Source organism: Streptomyces sp. NPDC001709 (assembly GCF_053596375.1).
In genome coordinates this window covers 224,926-241,461 of record NZ_JBSFGB010000012.1, presented here as the reverse complement: position 1 = coordinate 241,461, position 16,536 = coordinate 224,926, and the positions used below count along the sequence as shown (strand labels likewise).

The 16,536-nt window shown below is 71.1% G+C and carries 18 protein-coding genes; all 18 read right to left on the bottom strand.

The annotated features are described in order from the left end of the window. Positions 1-221: 221 nt before the first annotated feature. Positions 222-722, bottom strand: coding sequence for a hypothetical protein (locus ACWC0C_RS19975; RefSeq protein ID WP_450865105.1), 501 nt, complete (start codon positions 720-722; stop codon positions 222-224). A 99-nt stretch (positions 723-821) separates the two neighbouring features. Next, positions 822-1,370 (bottom strand): hypothetical protein, encoded by a 549-nt coding sequence (locus tag ACWC0C_RS19970; RefSeq protein WP_450865104.1) that lies wholly within the window; start codon positions 1,368-1,370, stop codon positions 822-824. 91 nt (positions 1,371-1,461) lie between these two features. Continuing rightward, a complete protein-coding gene (locus ACWC0C_RS19965) occupies positions 1,462-2,049 on the bottom strand; it encodes a hypothetical protein (protein ID WP_450865103.1) in 588 nt (195 codons plus the stop codon). Positions 2,050-2,220: 171 nt separating this feature from the next. After that, the gene (locus tag ACWC0C_RS19960) at positions 2,221-2,511 is read right to left on the bottom strand and encodes a hypothetical protein (protein WP_450865102.1); all 291 of its coding nucleotides are present in this window, start codon (positions 2,509-2,511) and stop codon (positions 2,221-2,223) included. Continuing rightward, complete coding sequence (locus ACWC0C_RS19955; RefSeq protein WP_450865101.1) at positions 2,508-2,903, bottom strand: hypothetical protein; 396 nt, start codon at positions 2,901-2,903, stop codon at positions 2,508-2,510. Before ACWC0C_RS19955 ends, ACWC0C_RS19960 begins: the two co-directional genes overlap by 4 nt. A 220-nt stretch (positions 2,904-3,123) precedes the next feature. Then, the gene (locus ACWC0C_RS19950; RefSeq protein WP_450865100.1) at positions 3,124-3,654 is read right to left on the bottom strand and encodes a hypothetical protein; all 531 of its coding nucleotides are present in this window, start codon (positions 3,652-3,654) and stop codon (positions 3,124-3,126) included. Between the two features lie 220 nt (positions 3,655-3,874). Further along, positions 3,875-4,843 (bottom strand): hypothetical protein, encoded by a 969-nt coding sequence (locus ACWC0C_RS19945; RefSeq protein WP_450865099.1) that lies wholly within the window; start codon positions 4,841-4,843, stop codon positions 3,875-3,877. A gap of 636 nt (positions 4,844-5,479) precedes the next feature. Beyond that, positions 5,480-6,409 (bottom strand): hypothetical protein, encoded by a 930-nt coding sequence (locus ACWC0C_RS19940; protein ID WP_450865098.1) that lies wholly within the window; start codon positions 6,407-6,409, stop codon positions 5,480-5,482. 113 nt (positions 6,410-6,522) lie between these two features. After that, on the bottom strand, positions 6,523-7,233 hold the full coding sequence (locus tag ACWC0C_RS19935) for a hypothetical protein (protein ID WP_450865097.1): 711 nt from the start codon (positions 7,231-7,233) through the stop codon (positions 6,523-6,525). A 386-nt stretch (positions 7,234-7,619) separates the two neighbouring features. Further along, positions 7,620-8,285: a DUF5983 family protein gene (locus tag ACWC0C_RS19930; RefSeq protein WP_450865096.1), complete on the bottom strand. Its 666-nt coding sequence runs from the start codon at positions 8,283-8,285 to the stop codon at positions 7,620-7,622. A gap of 186 nt (positions 8,286-8,471) precedes the next feature. Then, on the bottom strand, positions 8,472-9,434 hold the full coding sequence (locus ACWC0C_RS19925; RefSeq protein WP_450865095.1) for a hypothetical protein: 963 nt from the start codon (positions 9,432-9,434) through the stop codon (positions 8,472-8,474). Between the two features lie 471 nt (positions 9,435-9,905). Next, the gene (locus tag ACWC0C_RS19920) at positions 9,906-11,945 is read right to left on the bottom strand and encodes a hypothetical protein (protein ID WP_450865094.1); all 2,040 of its coding nucleotides are present in this window, start codon (positions 11,943-11,945) and stop codon (positions 9,906-9,908) included. Positions 11,946-12,076: 131 nt separating this feature from the next. After that, the gene (locus ACWC0C_RS19915; protein ID WP_450865093.1) at positions 12,077-12,757 is read right to left on the bottom strand and encodes a hypothetical protein; all 681 of its coding nucleotides are present in this window, start codon (positions 12,755-12,757) and stop codon (positions 12,077-12,079) included. 216 nt (positions 12,758-12,973) lie between these two features. Next, positions 12,974-14,005: a hypothetical protein gene (locus tag ACWC0C_RS19910; protein WP_450865092.1), complete on the bottom strand. Its 1,032-nt coding sequence runs from the start codon at positions 14,003-14,005 to the stop codon at positions 12,974-12,976. A 110-nt stretch (positions 14,006-14,115) separates the two neighbouring features. Further along, a complete protein-coding gene (locus ACWC0C_RS19905) occupies positions 14,116-14,322 on the bottom strand; it encodes a hypothetical protein (protein WP_450865091.1) in 207 nt (68 codons plus the stop codon). A 68-nt stretch (positions 14,323-14,390) separates the two neighbouring features. Next, positions 14,391-14,543 (bottom strand): hypothetical protein, encoded by a 153-nt coding sequence (locus tag ACWC0C_RS19900; protein WP_450865090.1) that lies wholly within the window; start codon positions 14,541-14,543, stop codon positions 14,391-14,393. Between the two features lie 319 nt (positions 14,544-14,862). Beyond that, the gene (locus ACWC0C_RS19895) at positions 14,863-15,510 is read right to left on the bottom strand and encodes a hypothetical protein (protein ID WP_450865089.1); all 648 of its coding nucleotides are present in this window, start codon (positions 15,508-15,510) and stop codon (positions 14,863-14,865) included. 595 nt (positions 15,511-16,105) lie between these two features. Further along, a complete protein-coding gene (locus tag ACWC0C_RS19890; protein WP_450865088.1) occupies positions 16,106-16,492 on the bottom strand; it encodes a hypothetical protein in 387 nt (128 codons plus the stop codon). Positions 16,493-16,536 lie beyond the last annotated feature (44 nt).

Sequence of the window (16,536 nt, the reverse complement as noted above, 5' to 3'; positions counted from 1 at the left end):
AGCACCACATCGACACCGGCCGCTACCTACGCAAGGGCGACGCCGAACAGGCGTAGCCGGGGCCCTGGCCGCGCGGTTGGGTTGGGGGCGGGGGCGGCTGGGTTCGGGCGTGGCCTACAGGTGGCCGACGGTGGCGATGCGCTCGCAGATGCCTCGGACGGTCTCGCGTGAGGTGTGCTGGTGGCCCCGCCCCGGGGCAGCTCGTGCGGCCAGGGCCCCGGCTACGCCTGTTCGGCGTCGCCCTTGCGTAGGTAGCGGCCGGTGTCGATGTGGTGCTGCCGGGACGCGGACGACTCGAAGTCGAACGCGTCGGGGTCGTAGCCGGTGACCGCGCGGATGGCCGCGGCGGAGCGCTCGGCGAGGTTGTCGAGTCCGTCGGCGACGCTGGCCAGTTCGAGGTAGACGCCTTCCCCGCACTCCTTTACGCCCTCGGGCAGCTCCGGGTCGTCGGGGAAGCCGTCGACCGAGTAGGGCGTGTAGGTGAGGGTCAGCTCCCCCTGGTAGTCCACGACGAACTCGAACTCGGCGACGTACGGCCCGACGAGCGCGCCGGTGACGCCCCAGTACCCGGACTCGGCGGTCCAGCCCTGGCCGAGGAGCTTGGCGGTGGCGCGGGCGATGTCGGAGATGCTGAACGGGTACTCCGTGCCCGGCGCGGGGGTGTAGTTGCCGTGCTCGTCGAACAGCGAGTCGGCGGCGGCCAGGGTGGGCTGTGCGGTCATCGCGGGTGTCCTCCGGTTCAGGTCGGGCCCGGCGTGCTCTCGCCGGGTCGTACGCCGGGCGGGCGCATCCTGTGACGCCCCCGCCCGGCTGGGGGGCGGTCAGTGCTGGTTGCAGGGGCGGCCGTTGTGGACGCGGACCTCATCGGCGAGGCGCAGGTGCTTCTGCCAGACCTTGAAGACCTGGCGCAGCCAGTCGTCCGTGCGCTCGAACTGGTGCGGCTCGTCGGCGTGCAGCAGGTGCAGCTCGTGCACCAGGTCGGTCTCTCGCTGGGCGAAGTCGGCGAACTCGGGGTCGGCCGGGTTCAGGCGGGCGGGGAGCGGCAGGGGCCGGTCGACGAGCGGCATCAGGACGTACTCGCCAAGCTCGGCGGGGAACCGGGCGGCTGGATGGTCCACGGCGATCTGCTCGGCCATGAACAGCGCCTCGGTGGCTTCCGTGGGCAGCTCCGCCCCGGCGTTGGGGGGAACGGCGTCGAACTCGCGGGCGGCGGCGTCCAGGCGCTCAGCGATGGCCAGGAGGGCGGTACGGATGGCGTGGTCGGTGGTGTAGCGGTCGCGGGCGATCTCGGCGATGACGCGGGCGCGCTGGGCTGCGGCGCGGGAGCGCTGGGCGACGTGGCGGTATGGGGTGACGACCGCGGTGGACATGGGTGTCTCCGTCTCGGGGGGGTTGGGGCCGGGGCGCGGCGCCGGTGCGACGCCGCGCGGGCGGGGTGAGGCGGCCGGCTTCGGGTGTGGCCTACAGGTGGCCGACGGTGGCGATGCGCTCGCAGATGCCTCGGGCGGTCTCGCGTGCCTGGTCGATGTCGTCGGCGAGCACGCCGAGGACGTAGTGCACGCCGTGGATGCGGGACTGGTCCTCCCAGAACCCGACCTGGTTCCAGGCGTGGGCGTGTGCCCTGCGGCAGGGGTTGCGCGTCTGGAGGTTGGGGTCGGTGGCGCGCTCGGAGCACATCTCGCACGGGTGGCCGTCGCGGAAGGCTTTGGCGCCCTTGTAGCGTCGCTGTTCGTCGAGGGTGACCGCGAGCCACCAGCGGCGGTCGCTGGGCTGCGGCGACTGCGCCTTGATGGTTCGTCGCTGGGCCCAGTCGACGTTCATCGCGCTGTTCCAGGGCTTGAGGATTCCCATGGCGTCGTAGTGGGACAGGGCGACGACGAGGAGGTTCTGCCGCTCGCCGTTGTCGCTGTACCAGGTGTTGAGGACGAGACGGCGTACGCCGTCCTCGTGCAGGACCATGCCGGGCACGGCTGCGATGCGGCTGGTGGACAGGACGCCGGACATGTCGTCGAGCAGCGGAGCGGCGGCGAAGTCGGTACAGGTCGGCACGGGGCCTCCGTTCGGGCGTTGGATGCGGTCTGGGGGCGGTTGGCTGGCGGGGCCGTATCTGGTCCCGTCCGGCCACCTCCCGACACATGCAAACTATGCAGCCGACTACATTCATTCAATGCGTGCTGCGGTGCGGAATGGAGTCGGCCGGCGGGCGGCCCGCAGGCGGGGTCAGGGGGTGGAGTCTGCGCGGAGACGGGTGAGTTGGAGGTCTCGGAGGACGGCACGCAGGCAGCCGGGCCAGGTGGGGCGGGGCCCGTACTCGGCGGCGAGTGCGTCGTCGGCGGCCTGGGCGGAGTCGAAGGTGCGCGGGGCCTTGACGTCGGGTGTGGTCCAGGTGCGGTGGCCGGTCCAGTACAGGTCGTGGCGGCCTCCGCGGAGTTTCGGGGAGAGCTGGTTGGGCCTGACCCACGTGTAGCGCAGCTCGGGGTTCTCGTAGCCGGGGAGTTCGGGTTGCGTCATTGGTCGTCGTCGTGGTCGCTGTGGGCTTGGGCGGTGGCTTCGAGGTCGGGCTCTCCGAAGCCGTGGTAGATGTGTCCGTCGCTTCCCTGGTAGGAGTCGAAGTCGGCGGGGTCGGGGCCGGTCGCGTGGGTGGCTGCTCCGGTGCCTGCGCAGTGGGGGCAGTGCCCTTCGGGGTGGGTAAAGGCGGCTTGCTGGTCGGTGATAAGGGCGGTCAGCATCCGCAGCAGTCCGGGGTGGACGCTGATGGTCATTCCGGCGACGGTGACGGGCACGGGGGTGGTGTCGCTGGCCTCGGGCCCGATGGCGTGCGGGTGGCCGGTGTTCCAGGCGTGCAGGGCCTGGGTGAACTCGGTGGCGGGGACGGTGTGCGGGGTGAGGGGCTGAGCGTCCATCGGGCTCCTGCGCTGGTGGCGCGCGGCGCCGGTGCGGCGCCGCGCGGGACGGTGGGCGGTTCGGTGTGGCCGTCCGCCCCGCACGCGGTGCCGTGCTGGGGGCTCGCGGTGGCGGGTCCAGCCGCTCAGTTCGCCCGAGATGGTGTGGCCGGCGGGCTCGGTTGCGGGCGGTGCGGTCAGGGCTAGGACGTCCTCGGGGATGGAGGGCGGCGGGGCAGGTTCAGGCGGACGGGTCGTGCCACACGTACAGGCCGCCGCGGGCCGCGGTGAACATCCCGTGTGAGGGGGCGGCCACCGGGCCGGTGGCTTCGGCGGACGGGGCGCGCTGCACGCCGTCCGGCAGGCCGGGGACGGCGACGGAGCCGACGAGGAACGTGTACCTGCCCGTGTCGCGCAGCGCCTCCAACTCCTCGCGGTCCATCGAGGGTTCCCGGCCCTGGCGGCGGGTGCCGCCGCCGACGAGCCGTCCGTTCGGGGCGACCAGGTGCCAGGCGGCAGCGGCCGCGTCCAGGGGCGCCACGCACAGCGGCGAGGAGATGTCGAGCTGACCGTCAGCGTCACGGAAGACGCAGACGCGACGGTCGCGGGTGGCTTCGGGGCCGTCCCCGAACGCGATCTCCACCACACTCAGGGCCCATCCCTGCAGACGGGTGACCAGGCCCGGGCCCCCGTCGTAGACGAATATCTCGTCACCCGGCGCGTACAGCGGGGCCGTCTTGGCCGGGGCCGTGCCTGCACTCTCGGAAGCCATCGGCACTCCCTTCCGTTCGTTGAGGTCTGAGTACGGGTCCGCGGGCCCGAGCGCCGGACAGGGGTTCCCGCCCCCGTTCGACACGGCCTCGTTCCGGCGGACGCGGTGACGGTTTGCTCGTGAAGTAGGGGCCTGGGTGTCCGCGTGGGCGTTCATCGGTCTCCTCGCGCTGGTGGGGCGCGGCGCCGGTGCGGCGCCGCGCGGGTCGGATGGCGGGCGGTCAGATGGCTTCGCCGTTGACGGTGGGCGGTTCGAAGTGGTCGTCCGCCTCACACGCGGTGCCGTGCTGGGGGCAGAGGGCTTCCGGGTCGAGGGGAATGCCCAGCGGCGTGCGCTCGGCGTTCGCCTCGTTGCCCCGCATCGCCGCAGGGGGGAGGAACTTGAGGAACTCGTACGGGGCGACCTGGTCAGCTCGCTGGATCAGGTTGAGGACGTCGCTCGGGTCGCGGGGGTCAGCGCTGCCCCACAGGGTGGTGATCTCCTCGGGCGCGTCAGGAAGGAGAGCGTCTTCATCCGGCAGCAGGTCGAACGCCCGCAGGATCGCGCCGTGGGCGTCCCGGACGGAGTGCAGGCGCAGAGAGTCGTAGTCGTCGTAATCGGTCGGCCGGATGAGGACCAGGTAGGCGCCGGTGGGGAACTGGTGGCGCAGCGTGGCCGCGACGAGCGTCAGCATGTCCATCGCTGTGGCGCACAGATTGGCTTCGGCCTGGTCGAACGCGGAGACCGGGACCAGGCCGGCGGTGGACGTGCGGGGCTGAGCGGCTTGGGCGCGGGTGACGACGTCGGCGGGGATGACGGCGATGGGCTGGTTGCGCAGGACGATGGTGCACGGTTCGTCGTCCTGGGAGGGAGCCAGGCACACGAAGCGCCAGGGGGTATCGGCGGTGCGGCTGTGGTCGCCGAGAGTCCAGGTGGTGACCTCCTCGCAGGTCTCGCAGCCCTGGCAGGGGCAGGAGGCCACCGTGTGCGGGGCGGCCGGGTAAGGGCCGGGGATGTGCTGGGTGGGGCGCAGGCCGGTGCCGTCGGTGAACTCGGCGACCAGGAGGTCGCCGGGGCGGACCTGGTGGGCGCGGACTGCGACGGCATGATCGAGGGTGAGGCCGTGGGGCAGCGGGTCGAAGTCGTCGCTGGCGGGCCGCTCGGAAAGGGTGAGCGAGCCGGGGTGATCGGCGAGGGCAAAGCTGTGCACGGGGATGTCTTCCTGACAGTACGGCGTGGTAGTGCCGGGGCGTGAGGCAGATGGCCTGTGCCCCGGCACGGCGGCGCGGCGGGGGGTGTGAAGTGGTGACGCGGTATCGCCGGATACGGCCCGGGCCCGACAGGTGCCGCCCCCCGGCCGGGACCCGCCTGCCTTGCAGAAGCCGGGAGCCGGTCCGTGAGCTGGGCGCCGGCCCCGTATGCGGCCCCGGGGGGTGTTCCCGCCGGGGCCGCACTGGTGAGGTCAACCGCGGACGCAGACGACGCGGGCCATGGGGCGGGTCAGAACGGCGTGTCGACGGGGCCGGGATCGTCGGGGTGACCGCCGAACGGTCGTCGCAGGTGCGTGGCCAGCGACCGGCGCAGATGCCAGGCGAGACGGGCGCTCTGGACAGCTCGGCGCAGTGGATGCGGTGTGGGGAGCGGCGGGTGCGCCGCAGTCGCGGGGTCGCATCCATCGGTGCCTCGGCGACCACAGTCGGGGCAGCGTGCGGCGCGGGCGGCGATCCACAGCAGCGAGTCGATGTTCTGCTTATAGCTGGCCAGTCCAGCGCACAGACGGCGGCGAGAAGTGAGAGGGGAGGGCATCGGGGAACCTTCCAAAGGAGGCACGGCGGAGGTGCCTGGGTCAGGCGCGGGCGCAGGCGACGCGGGCGTGCGCGGGGTGCTTGAGAACGAACAGGGCCTCGTTCTGGCTGCCGGAGCGAACCCGCTTGGTGTACTGGGGTCCGCCCCACACCGTCCACCGGTCGCCGCCGATCTGCGGGGACCACGTGAGCGCGTACCGTTCGCCGTCGGCGGTGGTGACGTCCCACCATCCCCGCTGGGTACGGGCCGTGATGGTGACGCCCTCGATCGCGGGAAACTCCGGGCGCGGCCCGAACCGGCGCTCGTTGTAGGCAAGGTAGGCGCGGGTCGGCACGATCGCCAGTACCGCCGTGTCCCGCCGGGTGGCGTGCTGGCGCCAATAGGCGCCTGGCGCGCACCGGAAACCGGCCTTGCCCAGAGCCGTGATCGCCGCGTCCGCTCCGGCGTCCTGCGGGCTGCGGTGGATGCCGTCCAGCTTGATGGGATCGTGGTTCTGGCCCCCGTCGGCGCCGATCAAATGCAGGGTCGCACGCCCCGAGCTGGGAGAGACGTACACCTGCGCGCTGGTCGGCCGTGTACGCTCCTCCGCCTTGCGGTCCCGCTCACACGCCCGCTCCTCCGCCTGCTCGGCGGCGCTGCGCGGGGCGGCTGACTTCTCGGCCTCCTGCTGCGCCTTGATCTTCCGCACGGCCACCGCGACCGCTTCCGCACGGCTGGTGACGTTGTCGGCGCGCAGTACCAGGAACGTACCAGCCTTCGTGGTGGTCGTGGTCTCGGCGTAGCGGACAACCCAACGGCGCCGCATCGCCCCGCCCGACAGGGGCAGGGACAGCATCGCGTGAACGAACAGGGTGACGCCGTGGGCTTCGAAATCGTGGCCGGTGACGTCCTCGATGGTGTCGAAGGTAGCGCCCGGCACGGTGAACGCGCGGGACTTCTTCGTGAGCTTGGGGCCGGTGGTATCGGTCACCGGGATTCCTTCCAGGTGGTGGTGGGGTGATCCCGCGAGTGCGGGCGGCTGAGTGCTCCCCGGCCCGACTCGATCGGGCCGCACACCTGCTGTGGCGGGGGCTGAACGATGCTTTAGAAGGGAGGGCAGCACTGCGGCGTGCAGACAGCCGCGTGTGCTTCCGCCTCGGCCTCGGCGTGGGCCCGCTCAGCCTCGGCCTCAGCCGCCGCCTTCATGCGCCGCTTCACACACGGCCGGTTGTCGCACGGCCGGTGCCCGATCACAGCATCCGTGGACGCGTGGAAAATCTCGATGACGCCGTAGTCCTCGCACCACGAGCACAGCGGCGCCGGGGCGTGAGGGTTTGCACCGTCCGCGCATCCGAGCCAGTTGGACGAGTCGTACCAAGCGCCCTGACCATCGGCCTCGATCCACTCGATACGGCGTCCGCAGTGCAGACACTCGCGCTCAGGCTCGGGTGCGTGCACGCCCAGGAATGCGGCGACGGCTTCCGCGCACGCCTCGGCCTGCGCCACCGGCCTCCCGTTGTCGTGGGAGAACCCGTCATACACGAAGCGGGTGTTCGTCTCGTCGGTGACGACGGCGGCCACGGCCATCAGCTCGCCACGCGGGATGTCGTAGTGGGTGGCGCCGTTGCACGAGGCGGCGTGGATCCACACCCGCGCCCGACCGGGAACCTCGGCGACCAGATACTCATTCGGCAGCATCGACCACGGCTTGTCCACGCGGACGCTGGTGACGCCGTGGCGGGTCAGTGCGTCGCGCAGGAGTGCCCCCATGTGCAGGTCGGTGCCGGGGCGGGTGCGGGTCAGTACGACGGCCATGGGATCGCTCCTTGTTCGGTCCGGCGGGGCGGTGAACCACCCCGCTGTGGATGTCGGGGCCGAGCGGCCCAGGGGGTTGCCACCACCCCGCCCCGACACATGCAAACTATGTATTAAAGAGGCTCTATTCAATGAATGCGCAGGTGTGTCTACCGAGTAGTCCAGGCAGGCAGAAGACAGAGGCAGGGCGTGCGGCATCAGCCCCGAGGCCACCACTCCCCCCTTCCTGCTGCCTCCCTTCCCCCCGGCCAGGCTCGCCGACGCACCTTCGGCAGGCCGTTGGCGTACAGCGGCCGGGCCGTGCGACCCAGGTGGCCCCTGCCCCGGCGCGGACAGCCAGCGGCCGGTCAGCTCAAGACCGGGGCGTAGGCCGGGCGGGTGGAGAGCTAGTCGTCAAAGGCCGGGAGTTGGTCGATCGTGTCGGCGTCCGCGTCGAAGAGGATGTAAGCGCAGTTGTGGGCGCGGGCCAGCTGCACGATGGGCAGCAGTTCCTCCGGCCAGCCGTACGCGCGGGCGCGTTCGCTGGCGGACTCCGGCGCGTACATCAGCCAGCCGTGTTCGAGGCGGTGGGCCAGCACTCCCTCGATGGAGTTGAGGGCATCGCGAGTGGCCACGGCCAGGTGTGAGGTGGACAGGTCAAGGTAGGACCGCACATGCGGGTGAATGCCCGCAGCGGGCTGGACGAATTCGTCGCGGGGGTGGGGGTCGATGGGGACGACGGGGATGCCGTCGGCATTGCACTGGGCGCGGTGGGTGCCGTCCCGTGGGGTGTGGGCGATGTACAGGCCGTTGGTAGCGTCGGTGGGGAACTGGGTGATCACGAACGCGGTGTCGCGGGTGGTTTTCAGCAGTGCGGCGGCCAGGAGTTCAGCTGTGTCGGTGGTGGTGCGGGTGCCGTAGACGCGTCCGATGCGGACCGTGGCCAGAGGGTCTGGGTCGCTGGCCCATGGGTCGGTGGCGAGTCGGTGTTCGTTGAGTGCGTCGAGGACCGCCTCGCGGTCGGTGTCGCTGGTGGTCTTGATGACGGCGTGCAGGATGGTCAGGTCGGGCACGGGAACGCCTTTCAAGGTGCGGATGCGGCCAGGTAGGGGCGCCACGCGGGGGTGCTTGCCGGTGGCCGCGCCTGTGATGGCAGGAGGTGCCTTGTCAGGTGGGTCGGCGTGCGCATGGCAGCGGCGAGGCGCCGGGGCGCGGGCCGGGTAGCCCGTGCCCCGGAGTGGACAGCCAGCCGTGCGGCGTCAGCTCCCCTCGTCGCTGGACAATTCGTCAAGTTCGTCAGCCGGAGTGCCGTCGACGCTGACCAGCTCGGCACTGTCCGCGTCCGCGAGGGTGATATGGCCGATCAGGTGACCCTGCCGGGTACGGAGATCGACGTCGAAGTCCTCGTACTCGATCTCCTCCAGCGCCTCGCGGGCTGCGCTGACGTCGCCGGCACTGATGTGGATGGTGATGGCGCCCTCGGCACGCAGCACGACCCTGCGGCCCGCGGCGGGCTGCTCGGGCTCTGCGTGGGCGATGACGACGTCCTTCACGTCGTCGGTGAGAGCAGTGGCAGACAGTCCGTCGGCGCTGGGCTCGATCAGCCGTCCGTTCACCGTGATGTGCTGCTCCTCGGCGCCTTTGAGTTCGGTGCTGGGGGTGAAGAGCGGCGCGGCTTCGATGCCGCCGAGAGCGGCTCCGGTCCGGATGTGCCATGCCCATCCGTAGGAGAAATCGCCGTCGTCGTCGGCGGTCACCGTGATGATGGCGTCCGGGTCGGTGGCCACGGCCCGGGTGAGCCAGGTCAGGAGGTCGGCCACCTCGGCCGGGTGAAAGCGCATGAGGTAGTTGTCCAGTTCGCCCATGACGACCATGCGCGATCCGCCGCTCGTGTGCAGGGCGATCGTCATACGCGGGTCGTCCTCGAACACGATGTTGAACACAGCGGCGAACAGCGACGCGGCAGCAGTCCTTGGCGTGGTCGTGGCGCTGCTCTGTTCGGTCTGGTGGAAGTGCTTGTTGACGAGGCGCTGGGCGGTGGCGCGCAGGGCCTCGCCGGTGAGCTCGTCCAGGGAATGAACCGTCCGGGCGGGCCCGGTGGTGGGGCCGTGGTAGTCCGTCATCGGCGGGCTGCCGTCGTTGGTTCGGAGAGTGAGAACGGTGAGGGGGCCGTCGGGGCGGATGCGGATGGTCCAGCCGGGCGGCAGGGCTCGGTCAGTCATCAAGAAGGAGTCCTTCGGGTGTTGGGCGGGGTGGGTTGCTGTGGGAGGGCGGGCGAGGTGCGGACACCCCCTCGGTACATGCAAACTATGTTTGTTAGATGTGTCATTCAATGCATCCTCGGACCCTCTCGCTGTCGGCATGGACCGCGATAAGGGGCTGCGATGCCGCTCGGCCACAGCTCACGCGCACAGGGAAGTACGCACCGGCCCGGCGGCCCACCCCCCTCCTTTCTGCTGCCGCCCGCCGAGACGGGCGCGCCCCTGGTGCTGCGGCGGGCAGCGCGGCGAGGTGGGCACGCGGGCGAGGCGGGGCGGAGCGGGCCTGCGACTGTGCCCCGCCGTTCGGCGATGTGAGGTTCAGTCGGTGAGGTCGACGGCAAGGTCAGCGCCCTCGCCGGGGAGCAGCAGCGCGGCGAGGGCAGCGGACAGAACCTCGTCGCCAGGGCCAACGGTCCCGGCCGGGGGGCGCGGTCAGGCGCGGGCGGCCTGCTCGTCGCGGATGGCCATGGGCAGCATGGCGGCTGCCTGCGACCGGTAGTCCTCCAGGCCCTGGCCGTACGTCCCGACCGCGGTGATCCAGCCGTACCGGGCGGAGTGCAGGCGACCGGCCCGGAACGTGTAGCCGGTCAAGCGGCCGTGCTCGGTACGCTCGGCCTGGAACGCCTCAGCGTGCGGGTACGTGCCAGACACGCGGGCACGGGCCTGGTCCTCGGTCATCTCCCCCGGCTGCGGGCGGTCGCACAGGCCGCACAGGCGGGTGTTGGGCGCGCCGTCGACAGCCTCGTCCACTTCCATGACGACGTACACGCTGCATCCTCGGCACGGCACGTCGACGCGGCGCACACGTCGGCGGTATTGCAGCCGGTCCTCCAGGGTGAAACGGAGCGGTCCCGCGCTGACGCCGTCCAGGACCAGCCACACGTGGGCGTTGGTGGTCTTGTCCACCTGGAGGTTCTTGACCTCCATCGCCTGGCCGTCGACCATCACCCGGTCGCCGTCCTTGGCGTGGCAGGCCAGGCCCCGGGGGCGCGGTGGGTTGTTGAAGACGGCCGTGGTGTCGCGCATGGTCAGTTCCTCGCGGCTGCTGCGGCTGGGGTGGCAGCTCCCCGGGCAGCCCCACATGACGCCCTGCTGACGGTCATGTTCGGCGAGCTTGCCGGAGGGCAGTAGGGGCGCGGTGTGGTCGTCGTAGCCGCACAGGCCGCGCGGGCCGTCGTAGTCGGCGGGGCCGTGGAACGGCAGCTCCAGGCGCTGGCGCACCTCGGCGGCGGCGGCCTGGGTCAGCAGGCCGGCGGCGCCGGTGTACCCCAGGGACCGCAGGGCGGCGGGGCGGCCCTCGGGCTGCCATTCCAGCTCGACCTGCCCGGCGACCTCCAGCACCTTGGTGACCGGCACTCCCAGTTCGCCGGCGATCTCGGTGACCTGGACGGGCCACGCCTCGGCCACGGCGTCCCGGGCGGCGTCCAGGTCGTGGAAGTAGCCCACGTTGGCCTTGCGCGGCTTGCCGTAGGGGGAGTTGGCGGCGTACCGGCCGCGCCGCGTGTAGCGGGCGCCCTGGTCGCGGACATCGCCCAGGTAGGTGCCGCCGCGGACGACGGCCCAGCGGCACGTGCCGTCTTCCTTGAGCTGGACGGTGTCCTGGTCAAGGGAGGCCAGCATGCGCTCCAGGATCTCGGTGGGCTCGGCGGTCACCAGGGCGATGTGTTCGGCCATGGGCGCCTCGTCCCGGCCGGTGCGGCGGCCGAGGCGGGCGGACTGCTCGGCCTGCCACCGGTACTCGCTGCCGGGGCCCATGCTCAGGACGTTGCGGGCGGATACCCAGTGGTAGCGGGCATGGGCTCCGTGGCCGGTGCGGAACGTCCAGGCGATGCGCTCGCCGTCCGGCTGGTCAACCGGCTGGAAGCTATGAGCGGTGACATGGGCGGCCAGGACCAAGGTGCGGGCGGCGACCTCGGTCACCAGCTCCTGGCGGCGCGCCTCGGCGTCCCGGTCGGCGCGGTGGAGGACGTGGGGGGCGACCAAGTCGGCGCCGCCGTCGTCCCAACGCACGGCCTGGTAGGCGTAGGGGGCGGTACCGTCCGCCATGCCGAACGTGGTGCCGGTGCGCTCGTTGCCCTTGGCGCGCATGACTACCCGGGTGCCGTCCGCGTAGTAGGTCAGCTCCTGGTCGAACATGGTCGCGGCCGTGACGGTGTCGGCGGCCAGGGGGCGAACGCGCCGCTCGATGTCGGCGACCTTGGCGGCCTGGGCGTCTTCCGCCGGAGTAGCTAGGGCCTGCTCGGCGACGTTACCGGCGGGGGCCGCGGTCTCGGCCGACGGCTCGGCGGCCAGGGCCTCCACGGCGCGCTTGCACGGGCCGCACGCCTTGCCGTCGGCTGCCTCCTTGGCGGTCAGCTCCCGGGACACCTGACGCTTGCAGCCGATGGTGTGGGAGTGGAACGTGTCCTTGCGGACGTAGTGCACGGCCTTGCCGTTGCCGACCTGGGCAGGGGCGGTGGTTATCGCGGACATGGATCGGTTCTCCTAGAGCGTAGTGAAAACAAAGGGGACAGGGCGCGCATCGTTCCTGTGGCGCGCCCGGCCGTCGGGCCGGGCGCGACACGGCGTGTTCATCGGCCCACGGCGGCCGGGGTTGGGTGAGGTCAGCCGGTGGCGGCGGCCAGTTCCCGCAGCAGGTTGAGTGCCTGCTCGTCGTCGGGGTCGCACAGTCGGCGGGTCTGGGCGTCGTCAAGTGCGAGGAGCCGCTGCGCGGTCTCCCGGACGGGGGCGGTCATGCGGTAGGGGCCGATCGCGTGGGCTTGGCCTGGCACGATGTGGAGCGTGTACCGGCCGAGGTGGCAGATGATCGCTGCAGCGGTCATCGTGACGCCGGCCGTGACAGGGTCCTGATCCTTGGAGAGGTGGGCAATGCGGCTGCCGGAGTGGGCGTTGAGGCTGCCCATGCCCTGCTGGTCGTGGATACCGGGGTGGTTCTCGATCCAGTCGAGGACCTGCCGGGCCAGCAGACCCTGGTCCGTCTCGGACAGCAGTCCCTGTGGCCAGGTTCCTTCGCTGCGGGTGCGCTGTTCGCGGCGGCTGTCCTCGGCCAGATGCTGGCTGGCTGCGCGGTCCAGGGCGGTGGCGGCCGGGCAGTAGGCGAAGGTGCCCTGGTACCCGTCGTCGGTGAGGACCGACTTGCCGGGGCCGCAGCCTCCCCCGGAGGCTTCGCACTGCCGGGCGTGAGCAACGACGGCCGCGCCGGTGTCAGCCTCGGCGGACGACAAGGAACCGTTCGCACGGCGGGCGAGAGTGAACACCGGCAGGACCGGAATCGTGTCAGGCATGCGGGGCCTTCCTCGTGAGGATCAAGTGGTGCCGGGGCGGAGCGGCGGGGGGATTCACCACCCCGTCCCGACACCTGCAAACTATGTTGTCATGCGCAGTAGTTCAATAGATGCGACGTGCGCGCCACTGAGCGGTACGAGGCTTCCGTCCAGGCAACTGGTACGGGCCGGGGCGGGACGCAGTCAGGCGCGCTCCGCCGCTCGGTGAACGGCAGTTCAGTCGGTGAGGTCGACGGCGAGGTCCGCGCCCTCGTCGGGGTGCAGCAGCCCGGCGAGCGTGCCGAGCACGGCGGACAGAACATCGTCGTCCAGATCGACGGTCTCGGCCGGGCCGTCCTGCTCGTCCTCGGGCCCGTCGTCCTGCCCGATTTCGTCGTCGTACAGCTCCACGTCGTGAACGCAGTAATCGGCGTGGCCCATGCCCAGCTTGGAGTCCCGGGCCGCGAAGACCACACGAGAGTAGGGGCGGCCGTCGGCCGGCGCGAGCAGACGGACCCGGCTGGCGATCGTGTCGCGCAACGCGTCCTCCTCGGCTTCGGCGACGGTCTCCCGCAGCTCGGTCAGCATCGCCAGACCCACACCGTCCAGAAGCCGCCGCAACGCCGCCTTCCGGGCCCGGGCGCGCGCCCCGTCGACGGCGACCTGAGCGCAGCACTTAACACGCCAGCACACGCACCGGTGACAGTCCAGACAGGACTGGGCCCGGTCACAGCCACAACGGCAGTCGAAGGGACGGCAGTAGGCGCCGTGTTCCGTCTTCGGTGCATCGGGGATGACAGCCAGGGAGCGGGATATCTCGGTGAAGTCACGGTCGTCTTCCACCAGGTTCGCGGCTAGGGCCTGGCCGCCGTCGCGAAGCATCGCGGCAAGGTGGTCGCAGGTCTGTCGGCGTACCACGAGGGCGTACGCCTCGACCTGCGCGCCGACGAGGAGGGGGAAGGAAGCCGGGGCTGGGTCGTCGGTGTCGGTGTCGGTGTCGGGGAGCGCCTGCTGCGGGACGGTGGCCGTGGCGCTGATCTGTTCGATCTGGTGGAAGTGCTTGTTGATGAGGCGTTGAGCGGTGGAGCGCAGGGCTTCGTCGGGGATCTCGTCCAGGGAGTGAACCGTGTGGGCTGGGCCGGTGGTGAGGCCGGGGTAGTCCGTGGTCTGTGGGCTGCCGTCGTTGGTTCGGAGGGTGAGGACGGTGAGGGGACCGTCGGGGCGGATGCTGATGGTCCAGCCGGGGGGCAGGGCGCGGTCAGTCGACAAGGGGGTGCCTTCCGTGTGCTGGGCGGGGTGGGGTGCTGTGGGAGGAGTGGGGCGCGGCACGGGTGCCGCGCCTTCGCCGGGGGCGGCCTGCGGGGAGGCGCAACTGGCTCCTACTGGTCGGCGTCGAGCCGGGGCAGGGCGCAGCAGTCGGCGGCGTGGGCGCGGTGCGTGGCGCACGTGGTGCGCTCAGCCGGGGTGATCACGCCGTACCGCTGACATGTGTCTTCCAAGGCAAGAAGGAGCACCAGGTACGTGCCCTCCCGCGGGTCGTAGTCCGGGGCGATGAGGTCGGCGTGGATGGCGGCCAGGGATTCCACGGCGACGCGCGCGAGCTTGGGGGGCTTGAGGTCGTTCCCGCGTTCCCTGGCGGCAGCAAGGGTCGCAGCTAGGGAGCGCGCAACAGGGCGGCGGAGCCCTCGTCCCTGCGCGGCTCGGAGGCGTCGCGGTGCTGCTGCTCTCGTTCGTGCTGGAGAGGTGTGGCCTTGGCGCCGGCTGCGGTGACGGGCGGCGTCGCGGGGATGAGGTCAGGCGCGATCATGGCTGTGTCCTCCGGGGGCAAGGAGCGTGGGTGAAGGTGGAGGGGCCGGGTGGGCAGCGGAGGGTGCGCGGGGCCGCCCGGCGCTCTGCGGTACGCGCCGGAACCGGCTCATGTTCTCGGGCAGTTCGTCGTTGGTGGTAGTCCGCGGGCCGGTGACGGTCCACTGCGGAAGCGCGGCGGTCTGGGGGTCCATCATCACGGTTCCTTTCACTGAAGCGGCGGGAGCGGGACGCTCCCGCCCCGGCGGCCGACCCACCGGCCCCCGCCGGGAGCGGGGCGGCCAGGCGGACCGGCCGAGAGCCGGGCGCAGCGCCGGGGGCTACTTCGAGGCGTCGTACAGGGCCTTCACTGCGTGGATCAGGGCCGCCAGGTCACCCCACAGGGAGCCGGTGTAGGTGAGGGGGATATTCGTCTCGGGGGCGTCGGTCTCGTGGGAGTCGAAGTCGAGCCACTCGCGGTGGACGGCGTCGAAGCGGAGGTAATCGGCGGCCGGGCGGGCGGCGTTCTCGTGAGCGCCGTCCCAGACCTGGACGCCGGATCCGTCCGGCAGCTCGATCGTGACGTTCGTGACTGAGTTGCCGTCGTGTACGGCGGTGATGCCGTGCGCCTGGAACGCCCGCTCCAGCACCAGCCCGAGGCTCCCGCCGAACCAGCTGGTGAGGTCAGTGCCGCGCTCGACCTCGGCGGCGTAGCGGACCACGGCTTCGGCCGCCCACGCCGCGTCGGTCGCGGAGTCGATGTCGGCGGGGACGTCCTGCTCGGTGGTGTCATAGATGACGGTCCAGCCCGAACGGGCCGACCAGCGCGGGCCGTTGGCCGACTCCACTACCGCCAGATAGACCGCAGTGCCATTGATCAGGTCGACACGCAGCCCCCTGCCATGAGGGTGCACGGTCAGACGGTGCGCGGTCAGCGTCTTCTGCATGGCCGTGATCGCCTCGTCCGGTCCGGAATGTCCTACGGTCATGGTGTGGGCCCTTCTCGGTAACAGGCGGGAATCGTGTGGGCCGGGGCGGAGCGGCGGGGGGATTTCGCCACCCCACCTCGGCACCTGCAAACTATGCTTTCCGGCTATCTCATTCAATGCATGGAATGCCGCAGCACGCCCGCCCCTCACCCCCTCCCCGCCGACCGTGTGCGCCGGTAAGCGGCTGCGGTGATGCCTCGCGCCAGAGGGAAGTCGACACTGACCCTCCCGCCCGCTCCCCCCTTTCTGCTGCTACCACCCACCACAGGCGAGGCGCGCATCCCGTAGGTACGACGCCCGACGGCGAGCGAAGGGCGACCACTGCCGGGCGTGAAAAGCGAGCTTGCGGATCAGGATGTGACGATGGCCGCGCTGGCGCTTGGCCGCGACCGCTTCGGGCGGTCTGGGTGGGCGCTCCCTGGGTCACCTCCTCGCGCGTCGCGATCCCATCGCCGAACCAGACCCAGCCACCGTCATCGCGGGTGCGGTGGCGACGTTCCCTTTTAGGCTTGGTGGCGTCGCGCCCCTTAGACCTCTGGCAGGCCACATCGCAGCCGCCCGGACTGCGTCACGTGAAAGCAGCGGGCATGGGTGCTCACTGGGTCACGTCCTGCCGCTTGGTGCGGATCTTGGCTACCTCCGCGGCCATCGCGTCGACCTTGCGCTCGGCCTGGTCGGTGGCCTCCCGCAACACATACAGCAGGCCGTCATGCAGGCTGTAGGGGTTGTGCCACCCGGCCAGCATCCAGCTACGTCCGACCGTTACGTCGCCGACCTCGACCGAGGCGAACACAATCACCTCGTCGCCCTCGGCCGTGGCGGTGTAGAGGTCGCGGTCTTCCTCGGTGGTGTAGCGCACGAGGACGTCAACCAGGTGACCCTCGTACTGGAATCGGGCGGTACCGTCGGGGTTGAGACGAAATCCAGGGTCGGCCTGCGGGAACGGGCGGAGCTGCTTCCAGGGCAACGGCGGCTGCGTCACTGTTTCTCCTCGGTGGTTTCGGTGGTGAGGTTCAGCGCGGGACT